Here is a 20,457-nt window from a genome sequence, read left to right as displayed (position 1 = left end):
CCGCGGGCTTGCGAGCAGGACCCGACACAACAGCGGGAGCAGGCGGGACAGGGGGGCCCTGGGAATTCTATACCCTTCCACCCACCGAACGGACGAGCCCCCGGCCCTGTCGCAGCTGGCGAACCCATACTCCGCGTCCTCGTTTCAGTTCATTCCAGTGCCTTGTCCCCACGCGAGGCCCATGGTTTGTGCGGGGCTCTGGGGGGATTGCGGAGCAATGACATGGTCGCATCCCAGGGCAGGGTCGTACTCATCACCGGGGCCTCTTCCGGAATTGGCAGGGCCTGCGCGCAGCTGCTGAGCGAGCGCGGGCACACCGTCTACGGCACCAGCCGCCAGCCTCTGACAGAGGCACCGAAGGGCTGGCACTGGCTGGAACTGGACGTCACCCGCGACGAGTCCGTGCGGCGCGCGGTGGACGCGGTGCTGGCGGCGGAGGGGCGCATCGACGTGGTGGTGAACAACGCGGGCTACGCGCTCGCCGGCTCGCTGGAGGACACCTCCATCGAGGAGGCGAGGCAGCAGTTCGAAACCAACCTGCTCGGCGTGCTGCGCGTGTGCAAGGCGGTGCTGCCGTCCATGCGCGAGCGCCGCACCGGCCTCCTCATCCACATCAGCTCCCTGGGCGGCGCGGTGGGGCTGCCCTTCCAGGGGCTCTACAGCGCCAGCAAGTTCGCGCTGGAGGGGCTGACGGAGAGCCTCCGCCAGGAGGTGGCCCCCTTCGGCATCCAGGCCACCCTGGTGCAGCCCGGTGACGTGCACACGCGAATCACGGAGAACCGCGTGCTCGCGAGCCAGTCCGGCCCCGGCTCCGCGTACCGCGCGCCCTTCGAGACCACGCTGAAGACCATCGAAGCCGACGAGCGGGACGGCGTGCCCCCGGAGGACGTGGCGCGCACGGTGCTGGAGTTGCTGGAGCACGGCTCCGTGCGCGTGCGCTACTCGGTGGGCAAGCTGGTGCAGCGCGCGGCGGTGATGGCGAAGTGGATGCTGCCCTCGCGCGCCTTCGAGGCGCTCGTCATGTCCCTCTACGGCCTGTCCCGGGACTGAGCGCCGCCACGGCCCGCGCTCGCGTGGAGTCAGAACCGGCCGAGCAGCGCCACGCCCGCGCCGTCGCGGCCCAGGAGGGTGGGGGTGAGCACCGCCTGGGGCGCCCCGCGCACGTCGAAGTCGCGCGAGAGGTACGTGGCGAGCCCCAGGCCACTCAGGACGCCGGCGGCGCTGCCCACGAGGATGGAGTCTCCCGCGTCGTCGCCCGCGACGATGAAGGTGGCCGTCGCCCCCAGCAACCCGCCGAGGATGCCGCCCGCGTCGATGATGAGCATGCGGCCGCGCGACACCGGCACCTGGGTGGACAGCGCCGCGAGCGAGGCGATGCCCACGGCGGTGGCGCCCAGCTCCACCGCGAAGAACGTCTTCGAGTCGTCGCTGTCGGACGTGGCGAGCAGCAGCGCCGTCACCACGCCCGTCCACAGGCCGCCCGAGTTGGCCATGGACACCTGGCCCGAGGTGGGGCGCACGGTGGTGGCCAGGAGGATGCCCACGCCGGTGAAGCCCGCGCCGCCCAGCATGGCCGCGCCGATGGCGTCGTCACCCCCCAAATCCAATGCGAGCAGCGAGGAGACGCCGAACCAGAAGCCCCAGATGGTGCCCGAGTTGATGACCGCCGCCTGCCCGGACGTCACCCCGTCCTCCCGGGCGAGCAGCAGCGTGGCGGCGGCGCCCGCCCCCGCCCCCAGCAGCGACGCGGCCGCGTAGCCCTGCCCGCTACAATCGGCGATGGCGCACAGGAGGACGCCCTGCGCCGCGCCGTGCAGCGTCTGCACCACCGTCATCGCCGCGAGCCCGGCGTCCGAGCGGCCCTCGGGGCCCAGCTCACTCACCGCCGCCTGCGCCAGCCGTCCGCCCGGGGCGAGCCGCGCCCGCGTGAGCCGCACCAGCTCGGTGGCATACGGGTGCTGGGGACACGCGGCCAGCGTGCGCTGGAAGGCCTCCAGCGCCTCTTCGTCCCTGCCATCCACCAGCGCATCGAAGCCCTCCGTGTAGTCGGCCTCGGCGGTGGCGGGGCACGCCTCGGGGGTGGGGACCAGGGGCGGCGCGGTGACGGTGGCGGCGTCCCGGGGCGCGTCCGTGGAGGGCGTGGCCTGGGCGGCGGAGAGGGCGACGAGCAGGAGCGTGGTGAGCGTCATCGGGCGCGCACTCTATGCGAGGACCCCGTCCCCCTCGCGCAACTCCGTGCGAAGGGGCCGGGGCCCGCGGACGCGAGGCGTCAGGTGGCCCGGAAGGGCCCCCCGCGCCCCGGTGCTTCAGCGCGCGGCGAGCGCGTCCACGTGCTGCCGCAGGGCGACCTCGTTGCCCATGCGGCCGCTGAGGCCGGACAGCGGCTTCGCGGCCTGCTCGATTCGGCCGCGGGTGCGCGGGCCCGCCGCCGCCAGCCACGCCACCCCCAGCGCCAGCTCCGCCACCTGCGGCTCACCGGTAAGGCTGGCGGCGAGCGACAGCAGCGCCTCCACCGCCTTCTTCACCTGCGCGCCGTGCAGCGGGTGGCTGCTGGTGATGCCCTCGCGCAAGAGCTCCAGCAGCGCCAGCGCCGTGGCGCGCGCCTGGCGCACCGGCTCCGGACCCGCCCCGGCGCCGTCCCACAGGCCGTTGGCGAGCTGCCGCCCCAGCAGCGCCTCCACGCCCACGCCGCCTTCGTCGCGGGACAGGGCCGCGGGCGCCTCCGCCGCATAGAGGCCGTCGAGCATCGGCAGGCTGCTCCCGGTGTCCTCCCGCTCGTCGTCGTCCTGGCTGTAGGCCGATTCCATCATGATGGGCTCCGGGGCTGACACGGACTGCCGCAGGGAGGTGCCCTGCTCCGCCTCGGCGTCGCCGCCGAAGAGGCCGGAGAGGAAGCCGCCCTTCCGCTTCTTCGCGGGGGCGGACTTGCTCAGGTCCTTCATCTCCTTCATGGGCGCGACGGAGGCCGCCGCCCTCGCGGGGGAGGGTGCCGGAGCCATGGCGGGCGGAGGCGGAGGCGCGAAGGCAGCCCCGGCCGAGGCGGGCGCGGGCATCGGCCTGCCCCCGGGCCTGGAGGGCATGGCAGCCCCCTGGGTCCTGCCCAGGGGACCGCCCCGGCGGCGCACATTCACGGCGCCGCCGTCCGCGGCCTCCTCCTGCTTCGCCGTGCCGAACATGTCCCAGCCAGCCGGCGCATTCACCGGGACGACGCGCGTCTCCGGCTGTCCCGACGCCCGGCGCTCCGCCGTGCGCTCCTCCACCACGACGAAGGACGTGTAGCGGGTGACAATCTGGTGCGCGACGGCCAGGTCGACGATGCGCTTCTTCATGGACTCGGCGCGGCGGCCGGTGAGCCCCGCCGCCTCCCAGCCACGGATGCGCTCCGCCGCCCACAACTTCTCCACCGCCGGCCGGTCCGACAGCGCGGGGAAGTCCACGCGCACGGTGAGCGCGAAGGGCTCACGGCCCGAGCGCCCGCGCAGCGTCACCTTGCCGGTGCCCGGCGTGGGGTAGCGGCCGAAGAGCGTCCAGGGCACACCGTCAACCATGGGCGGCAGCTCGGACGGGGACAGCTCCGTGCCCTCCACGCCGTCGAAGCTCACCTGCAATTCGGTGACGCGCGGCGCGAGCGCACGGGAGAACTGCGCCACCACCTTGTCGTCGATGCGCTCGCCCGGGTGGATGAACTCCACCGCGCCGCCCGTCTGCTTCGCCAGGTCTCGCAAGAGCGCGTCGCTCACGTTGGTGCCGATGCCGAACGAGTACAGGCGCGCCGTCTTCCGCTCGGCCAGCACGGCCTTGAGGATTTCGTCCTCGTTGCCCACCTGCCCGTCCGTCAGCAGCACCACCACGCCGTCCGGCGCGGTCCGCACCGCGGCCTGCATGGGCTGGAGCAGCTCCGTGCCGCCGTCGGCCTGGAGCGCCGCCACCCACCGGTCCGCCTCCTCCAGCGTGCGCTGGGTGAAGGGCACCGGCTGCGGCTTGAAGGAGCGGTAGCTGCTCTCGAAGGCGATGACGTTGAAGCGGTCGCCCTCGCGCAGGTGGCGCAGGCACAGCCGCAGCGCGGCCTGGGCCTGGGGCAGCGACTCACCGGCCATGGAGCCGGAGACGTCCACCACGAAGACCACCTCCTGCTTCGGCGGCGCGGACGCCATGGCCAAGAGGTCCGGAATCACCGTGAGCGCGAAGGTGCCCGCCTCCGCGCCATCCTTGCGGTGTGTGACGAGCGGGGTGAACACCGCGCTCGAGTCCGGGCTGCGCAGGCTCAGGACCAGATCACGGTCCAGCGACACCTCGCCCCGCGAGAAGCCCACGCGCATCCGCGTGCCGCTCTCCCGGTTGACGGTGATGGTGTGCGACGGGCTCTCCACCACCACCTCGCGGCCCAGGTCCACCAGCAGGTCCATCCGCAGGCCGTAGTGCACCTCGCCGATGGGCGGCGTGATGCGGTCCGCGTCCGGCACGCGGCTCGTCGGGTCCATGCCGCCGTGGCCGGTGCGGTCCCCCGAAGGGGTGCCGGGGATGTAGCGGGGGGCCACCAGCGTGGGCAGCATCCAGCGCACGGAGCCCTCCTCGGCGGTGACGGCCTGGAGGAACTCCACCTCCACCACCGTCTCCTCGCCGGGGAGGAGGTTGCCCACCTGCGCGGTGAAGACGTTGGGGCGCTCCTGGTCCAGGAGCGCGGCGCCATGGCCGGCGGTGACGGCGTCGTCGTAGGTGCGGAAGGCCTCCTCGCGCTCCTTCACCACGCCCTCCACGCGGCGCCCGGCGCACGTCATGGAGAAGGCGGAGAGGGTGCCGTCGGAAGGCAGCGGGAAGGTATAGACGGCCTCCACCGGGCGCTTCTCATCGTTGCGGTAGCGCTGGCGCACGCGCACCCGCGCATGGCCTCCCAGCAGCTCACCCGTTACTTCGACGCCCTGGAGGGGAACCTGCGCGCCCTCGCGCGTGTACAGCCCGGCCTGCTCCGTCGTCTTCATGACCTCTCCCTTTCCTGGAACTCTTCGATGAGGGCGCGCACCTTCTCGGCGAGCGCCCGGACCTTCGCGTCGGCCCCCTCCGACACGTGCAGCTCCAGCCCCGGGGCCAGCTCCCACCGCTGGTAGCGTGACATGACCGCCTGTCGTGAGCCCACCACCGGGGGCGTCAGCACCCGCACGTCGGTGATGACGCCGGGCGTCGCGGGCCCGTACGTCGGGGGTGTCGGGGTGGTGTCCGATTCGGCGAGCCTGCGCAGCTCGTCGGCGGACAGGCGCTGCAGCTCCACCTGGATGGCGTCCAGGGGAAGGAACCGCGCCTGGAGGACGCGGATGGCCTTGAGCCGCAGCAGGTGCTCCTCGCCGTACACGGTGTCCGGCCCCCGGAAGGGCGGTGCGGGAATCAGCCCCCGCTGGACGTAGTAGCGAACCGTGCGCGGCGAGACGCCCGCCGCCTCGGCCAGCTCCGCCAACTTCCATTCGGTCTGTGTCTTGGGCGTGCTCACAACCTGGACAGTAAGAGGTGACAGTTTTGGTGTCAAGTTATCACTGTCTATTTGTCGGTCGTGCTGGCAGGTGGTCTTCCAGCTCTTTCCGTCCCGGGCCTCGCCAGTCCTACTGTCGGGATGGGGCCCCTCCTACTGTCGAGAAGCCGCGAGCCGGCGGCGGGCGGGGTTGCGCCGCCGGGGGGAGGGGTGGAACAGGGGAGGGCATGACTGGCGGCTCGGAAGGCCTGGACTTCTCGTCCATCCGGCTCATCGGCATGGCGGTGACGCCGGCGGTGATGGTGTCGGCCTGCGGCACCCTGGTGTCGGGGCTGGACAACCAGATTGCGCGGATGTCCTCGCTCGTCCGGGAGATGGTGCGCGATTGGCGGCTGCTGCCAGAAGGGGACCCGAGGCGCGCCATGTTGCGAGAGCAGGTGGCCATCCTGGACCGGCGCCACGCCATCCTCTCGCGGGCCATTCGCATCACCTATTGGGCGCTGCTGTCCTTCGTGGTGACGTCGATGCTGTACCTCGCCAAGCGTCACACCGAGGTTCCGGAGATGCTGCCGATGGTGTCCTTCTCGGTGGGCGTGGTGCTGCTCGGGGGCATGGCGCTGCTCGCGCTCGCGTCGGTGCGGCTGGGCCGGCGGGCGATTGCGCTGGAGCGGCGGGAGCTGTTCAAGGAGTCGGAGCCGCCCCCGTCCGACTGAAGCGCCGCGCCCGGGCTCAGGAGGACATTCCCCCGAGTGAAGGCCCTTCCTCCTCCTCGGCGCCCTGGCCGTCACCCGGACGCCCGGCCATGCCCGTTACGGGCCGGTGCAGGCCCACCATGTGCAGCAGGTCCAGGGGGATGGGGAGGATGGTGTGGTTGCCGCCGGTGGTGATTTCCACCAGCGTCTGGAGGTAGCGCAGCTGGAGCGTGGCCGGGTTGCGGCTGATGACGTCGGCGGCCATGGCGAGCTTCTCGGCGGCCTGGTGCTCGCCCTCGGCGGCGATGATTTTCGCGCGGCGCTCGCGCTCGGCCTCGGCCTGTCGTGCAATGGCCCGCTGCATCTCCACCGGCAGGTCGATGTGCTTCACCTCCACGTTGGAGACCTTGATGCCCCACGGGTCTGTGTGCGCGTCGAGCACGCGCTGGATGTCGCGGTTGACGCGGTCCCTCTCGCTGAGGAGCTGGTCCAGCTCCACCTGGCCCAGAATCGCGCGCAGCGTCGTCTGGGCGAGCTGGCTGGTGGCGTAGAGGAAGTCCTCCACCTGGAGCACGGCCTTGTCGGCGTGGATGACGCGGAAGTAGACGACGGCGCTGACCTTCACGCTGACGTTGTCGCGGGTGATGACGTCCTGCGGGGGCACGTCGCGCGCCACCGTGCGCAGGTCGATGATGACCATGCGCTCCACGAAGGGGATGAGCCAGCGGAAGCCGGCGCGCTTGAGCCCCACGAAGCGCCCGAGCCGGAACACCACGCCGTTCTGGTACTCGTTGACGATGCGCACCCCGGAGAGGAACAGCAGCAGGACGATGGCGACGGGGATGAGCGTTCCGATGAGCCCGGTGATGTTGATCATGTCTTCACCTCGTCGACGAACAGCATGAGCCCCTCCACGCGCCGCACCACCACGGGCGCGCCGGGGCGGATGGGGGCGGGGGACGTGGCGCGCCAGCGCTCGCCGTGGACGAACACCTCGCCCTGCTCGGGGTTGACGGAGGCCAGCGCGGTGCCGTGCTCGCCCACGAGGCCCGCGTCGCCGCCCTGCTGCGGCAGCCGGCGCGTCTGCGCGCTCCGGTACGCCACGTAGGCGGCGGCCCCCGCGAGCACCACGGTGGTGGGCACCACCCACTCCCATCCCAGGTGGAAGGAGCGGTCCACGAACCAGCCCGGGTCGAAGCGGTCCACGAGGAACAGGCCGCCCAGCGCCAGCAGCACCACGCCCGTCGCGCCCAGCAGGCCGCTGGTGACGAACAGCTCCGCGACGATGAGGGCCGCGCCCACCAGCAGCAGCACCAGTGCCCCGGTGCGCACCGGCAGCGCGGAGGACGCCACCAGCGCGAGCACCAGCGCCACTCCGCCGATGAGGCCCGGCGCGATGGCGCCCGGATGCGACATCTCCACCACCAGCCCCAGCGCCGCCACGAGGAACAGCAGGTAGACGACGGACGGGTGCGCGAGCGCATGCACGGTGCGCTGCGAGAGGCTCGGCGTCAGGGTGACGACGGACGCCTTCGCGGTGGCCAGCCGCACGCTGTCACCGCCCGCCACCTCCACGCTCCGCCCGTCGGCCCACGTGAGGAACTCCGCCTCGGTGGGGGCCACGTGCTCCACCACGCGCAGCTCGCGGGCCTTCTCCGCGGGAACGCTGGCGCTGTCGCGCACGGAGGACGCGGCCCACGCCACGTTGCGCCCGCGCTGCCGGGCAATGCCCTCCGCGAAGGCCACGGCGTCGTTCTCCACCTTGCGCGCCATCTGCTTGCCGCCCGCCGCCTCCGGGTCCTGCCCCTCGATTCCGACGACGGGGTGCGCCGCGCCGATGTTGGTGCCCGGGGCCATGGCCGCGAGGTTGGACGCGAGGGTGATGAACACGCCCGCGCTGCCGGCATGCGCGCCGGAGGGCCCCACCCAGACGAGCACCGGCACGCGCGAGGCGAGGAAGGCCCGGACGATGACGCGCGTGGACTCCAGCGAGCCGCCCGGCGTGTCCAGCCGCACCAGCAGCGCGCCGTGCCCTTCCGCCTCCGCGCGCGCCACGCAGTCCTTCAGGTAGCCGCCGGAGCCCGCATCCACCACGCCATCCAGCTCGCAGCGGGCCACGGTGGGCCGCGCGCCCGCGGATGCCACCGGCGTCTCGGAAGGGGGCGCCGCCGCGAGCAGGGCCAGGGCGAGGGCGCCCAGCAGCGCCGCCCCGTGGAGTCTGTGTTGAGAGCGCGTCCGCATGTCACACCCCCTGCAGGGCCGCAGGGGCGAAGGCGGCGGGAATGATTTCGCGCGCGGGCAGGGGCCGCACCGTGGCCAGGTGGTCGAGCAGCAACAGGTGGTCCCTCAGGAGCCGGGGCATGAGGAAGTTCTCGCGGACGTGCTCGCGCCCGCGACCACCGAGCAGCCGTGCCTCCTCCGGCTGGCGCAGCAGGCGCAGGAGCTGCTCGGCGCACTCTTCAATCGTGTCCACGAGGACGCCGCCGACTCCCTCGGGGAGCTGGAGGGGGATGCCGCCCACGCGCCCTCCGATGACGGGAGTGCCCTTCCACGTGGCCTCGGAGACGACGAGGCCGAAGCCCTCGCGTATCGACTTCTGGATGACGACGTTGGAGAACGACTGGAGCGCGTTGACCTCGACGTTGCCCACGCCGACGAGGTTGGTGAGGACGTGGATGAGGCTGTCGCCCGCGGTGACGGCGCGGACCTCCTCGTAGACGTCCCAGCCCTCGGGGTCGTCCAGGGCGAGCGAGCCGACGAGCGCGAGCTGCAGGTCCGGCACATGGGGGCGCACGCGCTGGTACGCCCGCACGACGCCGAGCGGGTCCTTCCACCGGTCGAAGCGGCCGACCTGGGTGACGAGGGGCCGGTGGGTGCGGATGCCAATCCACTCCAGCACGTCCTTGGCGAGCGCCTCCGGCAGCGGGTGATTCTTGGGGCTGAGCGGGTCGATGCAGGGCGCGTAGACGTGCACGTCCTGGATGGGCAGCCCCGGGGGGATGAAGTCGTCGAGGGTGAAGACGGCGGCGTCGTACGCGCGCAGGTACGGCGAGAGGAAGTCCCAGTAGCTGGGGTTGGGATGGGACGTGTCGATGTGGCAGCGCCATATCCACCGCGAATCGCGCAGGGAGGACATGGCGGCGAGCACGGCGGGCTGCGGGTCGTGGACGAAGATGAAGTCGTAGTCCTCGGAGTCGCTGATGAGGCGGCTGGCGTTGAGCTGCGCGTTGGCCAGGTAGATGGCCTTGTCCTTCTCGGTGAGCTCGCCGGGGGCGCCCTGGAGTCCGTTGTGGATGCGCTTGGTGACCTGGAAGAAGGCCTCGTCGCCGTGGATGAGCTTCCAGTCGGTGGTGATGCCCAGGTCGTTGTAGAGGGGCACCAGCGAGCGCAGGATTTCGGAGACGCCGCCGCCGTAGGAGGTGGCGTTGAGGTGCATGCAGCGCGCGCCGCGCAGGCGCTCCGCGAGGTGCTGCACCTCATCGAGCTGCCAGTCGGGAGCGACGCCGCGGTAGTTCGCGAGTGAGCGTTTGCCGACATCCACGACGTCCAGCATGGACCCTGCTCCCCGGGAGGAAGTGCGTTCCGAGGAAACGGTGCGCATGGTGCGAAAGCGCTTCCGGACTCTTCCGGTGGTGGGTCGGTGCCGGACGCGCGGAGCGAGGGCCTGGCTGGCGGGACGCGCATCCGCTGGTGGACGTTGGGCCCACGCCGCAGATTGTGGCTGGAGGGCGTGCTTCCCAGGGTTCGGCCCTCCACCTGATATTGGAGGCTCCATGCGTCGCGTCGTTTTCATTGCACTGTGCCTGGCCGCCATCCCGCTTGCCTGCAAGACGACGCAGCCACCCGGGGCGGAGAACCAGGAGCCCATCCAGGGCCCGACCGAGGTGCGCGAGCCCATCCAGAACGTGCCGGCCGAACCGGCCGGGCCCGTCGGGCCCCTGCCCGACGTGGACGGCGGCAGCGGCGGCCCGTCGGAGACGGAGTAGCGCTCCGGCTCGCGTCTCCAACCGCGCTCGTGACACCACCGCCCGGCTCGGGCACGGTTCGCGCTCGGCGCCCGGGCACGGGTGCGCCGAAGGACAACCGGAGGGAGCACGGTGGAGACCACGGTCTACCTGGCGGAGCGGGTCTGGACGTTGGACGCGGAGCGGCCGCTGGCGCGCGCGCTGGCGGTGCGCGACGGGAAACTCCTGGCGGTGGGCACGCGCGCGGAGGTGCAGGCCGCGGCGGGGCCTGGCGCGCGCGAGGTGGACCTGGGGCCGGCCACGGTGGTGCCGGGCCTGGTGGACGCGCACGCGCACATCCACGGGCTGGGGCGCAGTCTGACGACGGCGCGCCTGGAGAAGGCGCCCTCGGTGGACGAGGTGGTGCGCCGGTTGTCTCAGGCTCCGGCCTCCAGCTTCCAGGGTGACTGGCTGCTGGGGAAGGGGTGGGACCAGAACGAGTGGCCCGGTGGCGCGTTCCCCGGGCGGGCGGAACTGGACGCGTGCTTCCCCACGACGCCGGTGTTCCTCACGCGGGTGGACCACCACGCGGCGTGGGTGAATGGTGAAGCGCTGCGGCGCGCGGGCATCACGCGAGACACGCCGGACCCCGCCGGAGGCCGCATCCTGAAGGACGCGCGCGGCGAGCCCACGGGCGTGCTGGTGGACAACGCGATGGACGTGGTGGCCGCGGTGATTCCGCCGCCCACGCGGGTGCAATTGGAGACGCGGCTGGGGGCGGCGCTGGAGCGCTGCGCGCAGGTGGGCCTGACGGGCGTGCACGATGCGGGCATGGACCTGGACGCCTTCCGCCTGCTCCAGGAGTGGGACGCGGCCGGGAAGCTGCCCCTGCGCGTGTACGCGATGGCGGCGGGACAGGGTGACGAGCGGCACGTGTACCTGGAGCAGGGCCCGTGGCAGGGGCGGATGCTGGCGATGCGCTCGGTGAAGTTCCTGGCGGACGGCGCGCTGGGCAGCCGGGGCGCGGCGCTGCACGAGGACTACTGCGACGAGGCCGGGCAGCGCGGCCTGCTGCTGATGCCGCCCGAGGAGCTGGAGGCGCGCGCGAGGGCCTTCATGGCGAGGGGCTTCCAGGTGTGCATCCACGCCATTGGAGACCGTGCCAATACGTTGGTCGTGGACGTGCTGCTGCGCGCGTCGGCGGAGACGGGCACGCAGGCGCTGCGGCACCGGGTGGAGCACGCGCAGATTCTGACGCTCGAGGACATCCAGCGGCTGGGCGCGGCGGGGCTGGTGGCGAGCGTGCAGCCCACGCATTGCACCAGCGACATGACGTGGGCCCAGGCGCGGCTGGGCGCGGAGCGGCTGAAGGGCGCCTATGCGTGGCGCAGCCTGCGGGACGCGGGGGCGCACCTGGCGCTGGGCAGCGACTTCCCCATTGAGAACCCGGACGTGCTGGCGGGGCTGTACGCGGCCGTCACGCGGCAGGACGCGGCGGGCCGGCCGGAGGGCGGGTGGAGGCCGGAGGAGCGGCTGACGGCGCCCGAGGCGCTGGAGGGCTTCACGGTGGGTCCGGCGTGGGCGTCGTTCGAGGAGTCGCGGCGCGGGCGGCTGGTGCCCGGCCTGGACGCGGACTTCGTGGCGCTGTCGGCCGACCCGCTGGAGGGCCCGGCGCGGGCGCTGGTGGACGCGCAGGTGGTGGCCACGGTGGTGGCGGGCGCGGAGGTGTACCGCGCGCGGGGCGCGAGCTGACGGGCTCGGGGGCGGGGCTCACCCGCCGAACATCTGCGAGCGCGCGGCCTCGGCGATGGCGACGACGGCGGGGTGGCGCAGCTTGCGCTCGACGGTGATGGCGTAGAAGCAGGTCTCGATTTCTTCGGTGCGGCCGATGACGGAGCAGTTGAACTGGCGCTCCACCTCGGCCTCGATGGCGGTGGGCATGGCGAAGACACCGTGCCCGCGCTGCCCGAAGGCCTGGAGGAGCGCGCTGTCGTCGAAGTCCCCGGCGATGACGGGCCGCAGGTTCTGCCGCTCGAACCACAGCTCCAGCGAGCGGCGCACGGAGGACTCGTCCGAGGGCAGCAGCACGGGCGCGCCGTCCAGCGAGCGGGGGAAGTCCTTCTTGAGCTGCACGAGCTTGCCGGCGGCGAAGAAGGACACGCCGCTCTTGCCGAGCAGGTGGTTGAAGGAGCGGACGCTGACGGGCTCGGAGCTGGGCGCGTCCGCGAGCACGACGTCCAGCTCATGCAGGGCGAGCGAGGCGAGGAGCTGGGGCAGGGGCCCTTCGCGGCAGATGATGCGCAGGGACGGGCCGGCCTCGAGCGCGGGCTTGAGGAGCTGCTCGGCGACGAGCTTGGGGATGACGTCGAGCACGCCCACGTTGAGCCGGAGCTGCTGGCCGGCGGGCATGCCGGAGACGACGTTCTTCAGCTCGTTGCCCAGGCGGAAGATTTCGTCCGCGTAGCGCATGACGGTGCGGCCCACGTCGGTGAGGACGAGCTTGCGGCCCTGTCGCTCGAAGAGCTTGTGGCCGAGCGACTCCTCCAGCAGCTTGAGCTGGCTGCTGATGGTGGGCTGCGCCAGATGCAGCTCCTCGCTCGCCTTGGCGATGCTGCCCGCCCGCGCAACCGTCCAGAAATACAGGAGATGGTGGTAGTTGAGCCAGCTCATATTCATAGAGATAACCTAAGTATTGCGTTCAAACTACCTCATTTTCTTATGGACCTCCTGCCCTTAGGTTTCTCTGCGTTCCGCGGGGATTCCCCCGGGGAGCAGACCGGAGGAGGTCCATGGAAGCCGTCAACCAGAGCATGTCCAGCGAGTCCCCTGAGCTCGAGGTGTCGGTGCCGAGGGCATCGGACGAGGTGGTGGAGGCACGGGTGCGGCAGCACCTGGAGCTGGTGCAGCGGTTGGCGTGGAAGTACCGGTGGACGGGTCTGCCCCTGGAGGAGCTGGTGGGGGAGGGGAACGTGGGGTTGATGGAGGCGGCGGGGCGGTTCGAGGACCGGGGCATCCCCTTCGCGGTGTATGCGAGCCAGTGGATCCGGGCGCGGATCCGCGCGTACGTGGGGCGCAACTGGAGCATGGCGGGCGGGCGTGCGCCGTGGGTGGTGTTCCAGCTGCGGCGCGAGCGCTCGCGGCTGGAGGCCCGGTGGGGGGAGGGTCACCCGGAGGTGTCGAGGCGGCTGGCGGAGGCGCTGGGGAAGCGGGAGGAGGACGTGGCGCGGGCGGCGGAGTCGCTGGGGCGGGACGTGTCGCTGGATGCGCCGGTGACCCCGGACAGTGAGGTGACGCGGCTGGAGGGGCTGGAGTCGGAGTGGGAGTCGCAGGAGCAGGTGGTGGAGCGCTCGGAGTGGGCCGTGAAGCTGCGGGAGAGCGTGGAGGAGGCCTGGCCGGAGCTGGACGCGCGGGAGCGGGCGCTGGTGGAGGAGCGGATGCTGGTGGACGAGGGAGCGAGCGCGGAGCTGCTGGCCCGCCGCTTCGGGGTGACGGCGGTGCGCATCCGGCAGATCGAGCAGGCGCTGCGGGCGAAGCTGCGCCGCAGGCTTACGGCGAGTCTCACGCGCTGGGACGGCGAGGCGATGTCCCTGGCGGCCTGAGAGCAGAGCGAGCGGGCCCGTCAAAATGGATGTTGACGGGTGAGGGATGGGCTCGCTATGAGGGCGCTGTTTCTCGCGGCGACCCACACGCCCAGATAGCTCAGTTGGTAGAGCAGGGGACTGAAAATCCCCGTGTCGCTGGTTCGATTCCGGCTCTGGGCACTTCCCGCAGATTCCGAGGCCTCTGGACGCAAGTCCGGGGGCCTTTGACGTTTATGGCTCAGTCCAGGAGCCGACGCTCCCATCGGCGCAGCTCGTCCTCGGTGAGGCTCGAATCGAGAAGGTACTTCTCGTGGTCGAGTTCTTGAAGACAGGGTGTCACAAGCCCCCGTCGGGCAACCGACGCGCCCCCGGATACCGCGTGGCGCACCGGAGCGGCTCCTGATACGCAGCGTTCGTCGGAGGGATGGACCGAGATGGACGCGAATGCCGTGGCGGAGCTGCAGAAGGCGGGCGTGAAGGTGGACCAGCCGGACCGCCTGTACGTGGCGGTGGAGTGGCAGGACGGGAAGCACGTGGTTCCCGTGGGTGAGCGTGCCCAGGTGCGCGACGGAGAGCTGCTCGCGCACGTGGGCCTCCAACCCATCTCCAAGCTGTGGACTGGCAACAAGCAGCCCCCCAGCTTCGCCAAGGCCCCGCCCGCCGAGTACGAGCCCTTCTTCATGCTCATCGAGGCCACGGCCGCCGGCTACTGCCGCGCCACCCGGAACACGGAGACGGACCAGGAGTTCGAGCGGCTCTACCGCCACCTCCTGCGCCGCCCGGATGGCACCGACCGCAACCCGCTCTTCTCCTACCTGCAGGGCGCCGTCCGTCTCTACATGTCCCTGCGCGAAGTCAGCCAGGCGGAGTTCGAGGCCGTCGTCGAGCGCCTCCACCAGTCCGCCCGGCACTTCTCCACGCACACGGGCAGCATCAACTACTTCCAGGAAGTGCTCCGCGGCGTGCTCGGCGCCTGAGCATCCCGGAGTCCCACCACGGCTCGCTCCGCTCCCCGGCCTGCTCGCGGGGCGCGGGGCCGTGCACGGCGCGGATGACGTCCGGTGGACATGGAGCGCGGTGACGCGGAGTTTGAGGAAGTGACCCACTGGTAGGGCTCGCTTCCTCATGACCCGGCAGGTAGCTTCCGCGTCCCACATGCTCGACTCATCCCTCGCGTCCTCTTCCGCCCTCCGGCAGTGGCTGACCGATGGCTTGCTGCGCGACGAAGGGGGCCCCGACCTCTACGCGCAGGGCAGGGACCTGCTTGTCCGCAAGCGCGTCCTGTCGGTGCGGACGGCGGGGGAATCCGTCGAGGGAGTCGTCGCGGCCGGCAGCCGGGGCCCGTATCTCGTTCGCCTCTCCGCCACGGGTGTGGGGAACGTCTTCGACTGCCAGTGCCCCGACTTCGCGGGACTCTTCTTCTGCAAGCACGTCGTCGCCGTGGGCCTCGCCTGGCTGAGCCTGACGCGGGACGCTCCGGGTCCCCCGCCTGACGCCTCCGATGCCGCTCGCCCCAGCACCTCCGGGGCGCTGCGCGCATGGCTGGACGCCCACCACGTCGCGCACGCGGGCCTGGCCCGTCTTGGAGTGTTGCGGCCGCACCTGCCCGTTCCCCTCCAGCGGCACCACGTCTTCCACTACCTGGCACAGAGCTCCGTCTTCTCCGTCCTGACGTCCGACGAAGCCAGCCGCTACCTGCGAGCCGGTGACGGCGACGCGCTCAAGGACGCGGCGTGGGCGTGGCTGCTCGCGGAGGTGGAGCGGGTGCGCCGGGGGCTGGAGCAGGAGGCAGCCGCGGCGCCGCGTGGGCCACCCACGGATGCGCGGCTGGCTCCCCTGGTGGACGCCCTCCAGCGGGAGCGCGAGCGCGTGCGGGCCCATGCGCCCCCTCGCGCGCTGGAGGTCAGGGCCGAGGTGCACCTCCAGGAGCGCCCGCTGCGGCTGCTCATCTCGGAGTCGGCGGGAGAAGCGCAGCCGTCCGGTGTGCACGGTGACGCCTTCGCGGGCGTCCGTCTGGAGCCGCGCATGCTGCTCGAAGGCCGACCGGCGCTGGTCTGCCCCTGTCCCCAGGGCTTCCCCCACGACGCCGGAGCGCAATGCGTGCACGCGCTCACCGCGCTGGACGCGGTGCTGGATGCGCTCTGCCGGGAGCAGGCCGCGGGGGGCAACGCGCGGCTGGCCGAGCTGCTCTTCGTCGTCCCCGGCCAGGAAATCCTCACCGCCCTGGAGAAGGCGTCGCTCGCCTCCCGCGCCCGCGAGGCCCCGGCGCCCGTCCCGCACATCACCTTCCGCCTCGAGGGCGTCCTCACCGGAGGTCCCCCCACCGTGCGGACCTACATGCACCGGATGATGAAGAAGGGCGGACTCTCCAAGGGCACCCAGGTGGGCTGGAGGGACGACGTCCATGCCGCGCTCACCCGGCCGGATGAGCAGGAGGCGCTCACCCTGATTGAAGCGGGCTCCGCGCTGTCGTCCTCGGGCTTCACCTCCTCTCGCGGGGAGAACTGGCCGCTGCTCCTCCAGGTGTTGCGCGCGCTCGCGCACAGCCCCCGCCTGCGCCTCGCGGAGCGCTCCGACGTGCCGCTGCATGTTCGCGAGGCCCCGCTCGGCTTCACCTTCGAGGAGGATGAAGGAGGAGCCCTGCGTGTGCGGCCCTCCGTCGAGGGGGCCGCGCTCCGACCGGAAGACCTGTACGCGCCACCGCTGGCGCTCCACGCCGCGCAGCCGTGGCTGTTCGTGCAGCCCGAGGTGCCGCGAGTCACCCTGGTGGCCGTGCCGCCCGAGGCGCGCGCGCTGCTCGCCACGCTGCGGGAGTACGGCTCGCGGCTGCCGGCCTCCACGCGTCGCCCGCTGCTGGCGAGCCTGGGCGGACTGGAGGCTGGCTTCCCGCTGTCCCTGCCCGAGTCCCTGGAGGCCGCCGAGGTGGAGCCCGTGCGCGGGCTGCTCGTCCGCCTGCGGGCGGTGGGAGAGGAGGCCCTGGAGGGCGTGGTGCTCGTCCGGCCGCTGCCGGAAGCCCCGCCGCAGCCTCCGGGTGAGGGCGCTCCGGTGGTGCGCGGCCAGCGGGGCCGCCAGCGCGTCAGGGTCCGCCGCGAGCTGGAGTCCGAGCGCGCCGAGGCCGCCGCGCTGCTCGAGCGCCTGGGCCTGCCCACCGACGCGCACCGCTTCACCCGCGAGGACGCGGCCTCCTCGCTCGCGTTGCTGGAGGCGCTGGAGCCGCTTGCCGGCCCCGCCGTGACGGTGGAGTGGGAGGAGCAGCCCTGGAAGGTGTCGCACTGGGCGGACATGTCCCGTCTCAAGGTCAGGGTGGAGCGGGGGCGGGATTGGTTCGGCGTGGAGGGCGGGGCGGAGGTGGATGGAGAGCGCGTGGAGCTGGCGGTGCTGCTGGAGGCCCTGCGCCGGGGCCACCGCTACGCGCGGCTGGGGCCGGGCCGGTGGATGCGCCTCACCGAGGAGCTGCGGGAGCGGCTCGCCCCGCTGGCGGACCTGGTGCACCCCACGCGCCACGGGCTGGAGGTGAGCGCGGCGGCGGCTCCCGCGCTGGATGCGCTGGCGGAGGCGGGAGCCCGCGTGCAGGCCCCGCCCGACTGGCGCCGGCTGGCCACCCGCGTCCGGGAGGCACAGGCGCGGAAGGTGCCCGTGCCCCGGAAGCTGAAGGCCGAGCTGCGCGACTACCAGCGCGAGGGCTTCACGTGGATGGCAAGGCTGGCCGAGTGGGGCGCGGGCGCATGCCTCGCGGACGACATGGGGTTGGGCAAGACGCTCCAGGCACTGGCGCTGCTGCTGCACCGCGCGGGCGAGGGGCCCGCGCTGGTGGTGGCCCCCACCTCCGTGGGCTTCAACTGGGTTCGCGAGGCGGCGCGCTTCGCGCCCTCGCTGCGCGTGCACTCCTACCGCGAGGCGGAGCGCGAGGCGCTGCTGGACGCGCTGGGGCCCGGTGACGTGCTGGTCGTCAGCTACGGGCTGCTCGTGCGCGACGCGGAGCGCTTCGCCGGCGTGGCCTTCGCGACGCTCATCGTGGACGAGGCCCAGGCGGTGAAGAACCCGGACACCGCGAGGGCTCGCGCGGTGCGTGCCGTGAAGGCCGAGGCCCGCGTGGCCCTCACCGGCACGCCCGTGGAGAACAGCCTGTCGGAGCTGTGGAGCCTCTACGCGCTGCTCTTCCCCGGACTGCTCGGCAGCCGCGAGTCCTTCCGCGAGCGCTTCGCCGTCCCCATCGAGCGCGAGCGGAGCGCGCATGCCCGCGCGTCGCTGGCCCGCGTGGTGCGGCCCTTCCTGCTGCGCCGCACCAAGGCCCAGGTGGCGCGCGAGCTGCCCGCGCGACTCGAAACGGTGGTGCCCGTCTCCCTGTCCGAGGGCGAGCGCCGCCTCTACGACGACGTGCGCCTGGCGGCGCTGGCCCGGTTGGGAGAGAGGCCGGGGCCGGAGGAGCGCTTCGCGATGCTGGCGGCCCTCACCCGGCTGCGGTTGGCCGCGTGCCACCCGAGGCTGGTGGACGGGGACTCGCCGCTGCCGTCCTCGAAGCTGGAGCAACTGCTGGAGCTAGTGGACGCGGTGCGCGCCGCAGGCGGCAAGGCGCTCGTCTTCAGCCAGTTCGTCAAGCACCTGGCCCTGGTGCGGCAGGCGCTGGAGGCGCGAGGCGTGTCCATGCAGTACCTGGACGGGCAGACGCCACCGGCGGAGCGGCAGGCGCGGGTGGAGGCCTTCCAGCGTGGGGAGGGAGAGCTGTTCCTCATCTCGCTCAAGGCGGGCGGCACTGGCCTCAACCTCACCGCGGCCGACCACGTCATCCACCTGGACCCGTGGTGGAACCCGGCCGTGGAGGACCAGGCCACGGATCGCGCGCACCGGATTGGACAGACGAAGCCCGTCACCGTGTCGCGGCTGGTGTCCGAGGGGACGCTGGAGGAGGCCATCCTCGCCTTGCACGCGGAGAAGCGAGAGCTGGCCGACAGCCTCCTGTCCGAGGCCGACGGCGCGGCGGCACTCTCACCCGAGCAGTTGCTGGCCCTGCTGCGGTTCGGTGGGGAGGGGTGAGGCGGCGCTCAGTCGAGCAGGCGCCGCTCCCAGCGGCGCAGCTCATCCGCGGTGAGGGTGGAGTCGATGAGGTACTGCTCGTGGAAGAGCCAGGGCTCCAGGACGCGCGCCAGCTCGCGGTAGGCCGGTGGCATGCGCCCGTCTTCGCCTGCCTCCGGCTCGGGGCCGCAGGTGACGACGACGCGCTCGCTCTCCATTTCCTGCACGGTGATGTCGGGTGAGTGGAGGCGGGCGCGGAGGCCGGAGGCACCGCCGAGTTCACCCAGCACGGGCTGTCCGAGGAAGGTGAGCCAGGAGGGCGTGCGGACCTTCGCACCCAGATGCAGCGCGAGCGTGTCGAGCCTGGGGGCATCCATGCCCGGGTGGAGAAAGAGCAGCTTGCGCAGCTCGGGCTTCGCGTAGAGCAGGTCTTGCCCGGTATTGAAGGCGAGCCCCGCGTGGCCGGAGCAGAAGGGCAGGGGCGCGGCCAGCTCCAGCGCCAGCTCGCGCACGTGCCCCGGCCCGTGCTCCTCCAGGTACTCGGTGGGCAGCCAGAAGCTGACCGCGCACACCGTCGTCGGCCCCTCTGTGGGGGGACCTATGAGCGCGCCGTAGGAGCCGAAGTAGTCGAGGCGAAATCGCTGCTCTCCGCTCGTCGTATCCATCAACTCAAGGATGGGGCCTGGGGACTCGAGCACCTCTCTGCGAAGGCGCTCCCAGCCGGAGTCGTCGAGCTCATCCCAACCGCATCCTTCAAATGAGTAGTCGCTGAGGACATCGCTGCCCAGTGCACGCCGGTAGCGGTCGATGGAGCGCAGGAGCGCGGGAGCCACCTCTCGATGTGGATGGCGCATGTAGAGGTTGATGCTCAGGGCGTCGCGCGCGATGGGAACGCCGTTGGGTTTCCGGAGTCGAATCCGGGGAGGAGGCCTGTTCATCGTTCGACTCCTATCCTGGGAGCGACACGCAGGGGTGGCACTCTCAAGGCTGCTTTATAGAGCTGCCCTTGATTGAGCTTCTGGTGCGGATGCTCTGGTGGGTATGTGTCCCAACGAGGCATGCCATCCAGATGGAAGCAGGGAAACTTGAAGTCATAGACCGCCTGGATTTGAAAGGGACTCCCCGCATGGATGACGACATCTGGAGCGAGCGTCCCCCACAGCTCCGACGCATTGCCGGACTCCCGTAGCGCCGCGACATCCTTCTCGGGAATGTGCGTCGTCCTTCCAGATTCCGAGTCGTAGCGGTAGTGCGGCTCCAGGCTGAAGCCCCCAGGCCGGAGCATGCCCAGCCGCTCCTTCGCACACCTGAGTGCCACCAGGTGCATCTCCGTGCCGAGCAGCGCGGCCCGGTTGACACGCCTGCCCGTCGCGTCCCTCACTTGCTGGTTGCACTCTTCTCTCGTGGGGCTCTGCGCCGCGAAGTCCCGGCGATGGCGGAGCAGGACCTCGGAGCGCGCCAGGTCGGCGCACTCGACCAGTATCGCTTCGACGAGGTCCCTGGCGGGGTCCTCCAGCGCGCGTACCACCACGTAGCCCGTGGTCGCCGCCGCGGCCAGGGTGGTGCCCACCGTTTCCTTTCCAGCGAGTGCCGCGCAGTTGGCGGGGCTCTGCCGGCAGGAGTTGGACACCGTGTCGAAGCGGTAGGGCTCGGCACGGCGTTGGTTGGGCGTGCCTGCACATCCTCCAAGGAGCACGCATCCCGCAGGTATCCACCAGCGCCAGGAGCAGGTGAGCGGCATGGCCTTCTGTTCGTGAGGTTTACGG

General features: G+C 71.9%; 16 protein-coding genes and 1 tRNA gene. 8 read left to right on the top strand and 9 right to left on the bottom strand.

The window, feature by feature from the left end; translation table 11 throughout:
- Positions 1-222 precede the first annotated feature (222 nt).
- Positions 223-1,050, top strand: a complete 828-nt coding sequence (locus tag OV427_RS15685; RefSeq protein ID WP_267856920.1) for an SDR family oxidoreductase — start codon at positions 223-225, stop codon at positions 1,048-1,050.
- Between the two features lie 29 nt (positions 1,051-1,079).
- Here the strand turns inward: OV427_RS15685 and OV427_RS15680 are convergent, their stop codons facing one another.
- The 3 genes from OV427_RS15680 to OV427_RS15670 all read right to left on the bottom strand — a co-directional run bounded on the left by OV427_RS15680 (position 1,080) and on the right by OV427_RS15670 (position 5,482).
- Complete coding sequence (locus OV427_RS15680; protein WP_267856919.1) at positions 1,080-2,189, bottom strand: hypothetical protein; 1,110 nt, start codon at positions 2,187-2,189, stop codon at positions 1,080-1,082.
- Positions 2,190-2,306: 117 nt separating this feature from the next.
- Positions 2,307-4,979, bottom strand: coding sequence for a VIT domain-containing protein (locus tag OV427_RS15675; protein ID WP_267856918.1), 2,673 nt, complete (start codon positions 4,977-4,979; stop codon positions 2,307-2,309).
- Positions 4,976-5,482 carry a MerR family transcriptional regulator gene (locus OV427_RS15670; RefSeq protein WP_267856917.1) on the bottom strand — a complete coding sequence of 169 codons (507 nt, stop codon included), beginning with the start codon at positions 5,480-5,482 and terminating at the stop codon, positions 4,976-4,978. The genes OV427_RS15675 and OV427_RS15670 overlap by 4 nt, the downstream gene beginning before the upstream one ends.
- 206 nt (positions 5,483-5,688) lie before the next feature.
- Here OV427_RS15670 and OV427_RS15665 point away from each other — a divergent pair, with 206 nt between their 5' ends.
- Positions 5,689-6,174: a DUF2721 domain-containing protein gene (locus OV427_RS15665; protein ID WP_267856916.1), complete on the top strand. Its 486-nt coding sequence runs from the start codon at positions 5,689-5,691 to the stop codon at positions 6,172-6,174.
- 16 nt (positions 6,175-6,190) lie between these two features.
- Here OV427_RS15665 and OV427_RS15660 read toward each other — a convergent pair whose 3' ends face one another.
- From OV427_RS15660 to OV427_RS15650, 3 genes are read right to left on the bottom strand one after another with little or no spacing between them, the layout of a single operon-like run.
- Positions 6,191-7,030 carry a slipin family protein gene (locus OV427_RS15660; protein ID WP_267856915.1) on the bottom strand — a complete coding sequence of 280 codons (840 nt, stop codon included), beginning with the start codon at positions 7,028-7,030 and terminating at the stop codon, positions 6,191-6,193.
- A complete protein-coding gene (locus tag OV427_RS15655; RefSeq protein ID WP_267856914.1) occupies positions 7,027-8,394 on the bottom strand; it encodes an NfeD family protein in 1,368 nt (455 codons plus the stop codon). The genes OV427_RS15660 and OV427_RS15655 overlap by 4 nt, the downstream gene beginning before the upstream one ends.
- A gap of 1 nt (position 8,395) precedes the next feature.
- Entirely contained in the window at positions 8,396-9,706 is a 1,311-nt protein-coding gene (locus OV427_RS15650; RefSeq protein WP_267856913.1) for a glycosyltransferase, read from the bottom strand.
- Positions 9,707-9,926: 220 nt separating this feature from the next.
- Here OV427_RS15650 and OV427_RS15645 point away from each other — a divergent pair, with 220 nt between their 5' ends.
- Both OV427_RS15645 and OV427_RS15640 read left to right on the top strand, forming a co-directional pair.
- Complete coding sequence (locus OV427_RS15645; RefSeq protein WP_267856912.1) at positions 9,927-10,139, top strand: hypothetical protein; 213 nt, start codon at positions 9,927-9,929, stop codon at positions 10,137-10,139.
- Between the two features lie 111 nt (positions 10,140-10,250).
- Complete coding sequence (locus tag OV427_RS15640) at positions 10,251-11,849, top strand: amidohydrolase (RefSeq protein WP_267856911.1); 1,599 nt, start codon at positions 10,251-10,253, stop codon at positions 11,847-11,849.
- A gap of 18 nt (positions 11,850-11,867) precedes the next feature.
- On the opposite strand, the gene nhaR is transcribed toward OV427_RS15640, so the two are convergent.
- Positions 11,868-12,767: a transcriptional activator NhaR gene (gene nhaR / locus OV427_RS15635; RefSeq protein WP_267863428.1), complete on the bottom strand. Its 900-nt coding sequence runs from the start codon at positions 12,765-12,767 to the stop codon at positions 11,868-11,870.
- 119 nt (positions 12,768-12,886) lie between these two features.
- On the opposite strand from nhaR, the gene OV427_RS15630 reads away from it, so the two are divergent.
- The 4 genes from OV427_RS15630 to OV427_RS15615 all read left to right on the top strand — a co-directional run bounded on the left by OV427_RS15630 (position 12,887) and on the right by OV427_RS15615 (position 18,712).
- Positions 12,887-13,696 carry a sigma-70 family RNA polymerase sigma factor gene (locus OV427_RS15630; RefSeq protein ID WP_267856910.1) on the top strand — a complete coding sequence of 270 codons (810 nt, stop codon included), beginning with the start codon at positions 12,887-12,889 and terminating at the stop codon, positions 13,694-13,696.
- A gap of 89 nt (positions 13,697-13,785) precedes the next feature.
- Positions 13,786-13,858: transfer RNA gene (locus OV427_RS15625), tRNA-Phe, on the top strand.
- A 254-nt stretch (positions 13,859-14,112) separates the two neighbouring features.
- Positions 14,113-14,655, top strand: a complete 543-nt coding sequence (locus tag OV427_RS15620; protein ID WP_267856909.1) for a hypothetical protein — start codon at positions 14,113-14,115, stop codon at positions 14,653-14,655.
- Positions 14,656-14,833: 178 nt separating this feature from the next.
- Entirely contained in the window at positions 14,834-18,712 is a 3,879-nt protein-coding gene (locus OV427_RS15615) for a DEAD/DEAH box helicase (protein ID WP_267856908.1), read from the top strand.
- Positions 18,713-18,720: 8 nt separating this feature from the next.
- Here OV427_RS15615 and OV427_RS15610 read toward each other — a convergent pair whose 3' ends face one another.
- Both OV427_RS15610 and OV427_RS15605 read right to left on the bottom strand, forming a co-directional pair.
- The gene (locus tag OV427_RS15610; RefSeq protein ID WP_267856907.1) at positions 18,721-19,629 is read right to left on the bottom strand and encodes a type VI immunity family protein; all 909 of its coding nucleotides are present in this window, start codon (positions 19,627-19,629) and stop codon (positions 18,721-18,723) included.
- Positions 19,626-20,387, bottom strand: a complete 762-nt coding sequence (locus OV427_RS15605) for a hypothetical protein (RefSeq protein WP_267856906.1) — start codon at positions 20,385-20,387, stop codon at positions 19,626-19,628. Before OV427_RS15605 ends, OV427_RS15610 begins: the two co-directional genes overlap by 4 nt.
- Between the last annotated feature and the right edge of the window lie 70 nt (positions 20,388-20,457).

Origin of the sequence: Pyxidicoccus sp. MSG2, from assembly GCF_026626705.1 — a bacterium.
In the GTDB taxonomy this organism is placed as follows: Bacteria; Myxococcota; Myxococcia; order Myxococcales; family Myxococcaceae; genus Myxococcus.
This window is presented reverse-complemented; position numbering and strand designations above follow the sequence as displayed.

Excerpts from the sequence above, each read along its gene's own strand:
- OV427_RS15685 (WP_267856920.1), top strand. The coding sequence starts at position 223 with ATGGTCGCATCCCAGGGCAGGGTCGTACTCATCACCGGGGCCTCTTCC.
- OV427_RS15680 (WP_267856919.1), bottom strand. The coding sequence starts at position 2,189 with ATGACGCTCACCACGCTCCTGCTCGTCGCCCTCTCCGCCGCCCAGGCC.
- OV427_RS15675 (WP_267856918.1), bottom strand. The coding sequence starts at position 4,979 with ATGAAGACGACGGAGCAGGCCGGGCTGTACACGCGCGAGGGCGCGCAG.
- OV427_RS15665 (WP_267856916.1), top strand. The coding sequence starts at position 5,689 with ATGACTGGCGGCTCGGAAGGCCTGGACTTCTCGTCCATCCGGCTCATC.
- OV427_RS15660 (WP_267856915.1), bottom strand. The coding sequence starts at position 7,030 with ATGATCAACATCACCGGGCTCATCGGAACGCTCATCCCCGTCGCCATC.
- OV427_RS15655 (WP_267856914.1), bottom strand. The coding sequence starts at position 8,394 with ATGCGGACGCGCTCTCAACACAGACTCCACGGGGCGGCGCTGCTGGGC.
- OV427_RS15650 (WP_267856913.1), bottom strand. The coding sequence starts at position 9,706 with ATGCTGGACGTCGTGGATGTCGGCAAACGCTCACTCGCGAACTACCGC.
- OV427_RS15645 (WP_267856912.1), top strand. The coding sequence starts at position 9,927 with ATGCGTCGCGTCGTTTTCATTGCACTGTGCCTGGCCGCCATCCCGCTT.
- nhaR (WP_267863428.1), bottom strand. The coding sequence starts at position 12,767 with ATGAGCTGGCTCAACTACCACCATCTCCTGTATTTCTGGACGGTTGCG.
- OV427_RS15630 (WP_267856910.1), top strand. The coding sequence starts at position 12,887 with ATGGAAGCCGTCAACCAGAGCATGTCCAGCGAGTCCCCTGAGCTCGAG.
- OV427_RS15620 (WP_267856909.1), top strand. The coding sequence starts at position 14,113 with ATGGACGCGAATGCCGTGGCGGAGCTGCAGAAGGCGGGCGTGAAGGTG.
- OV427_RS15615 (WP_267856908.1), top strand. The coding sequence starts at position 14,834 with ATGCTCGACTCATCCCTCGCGTCCTCTTCCGCCCTCCGGCAGTGGCTG.
- OV427_RS15610 (WP_267856907.1), bottom strand. The coding sequence starts at position 19,629 with ATGAACAGGCCTCCTCCCCGGATTCGACTCCGGAAACCCAACGGCGTT.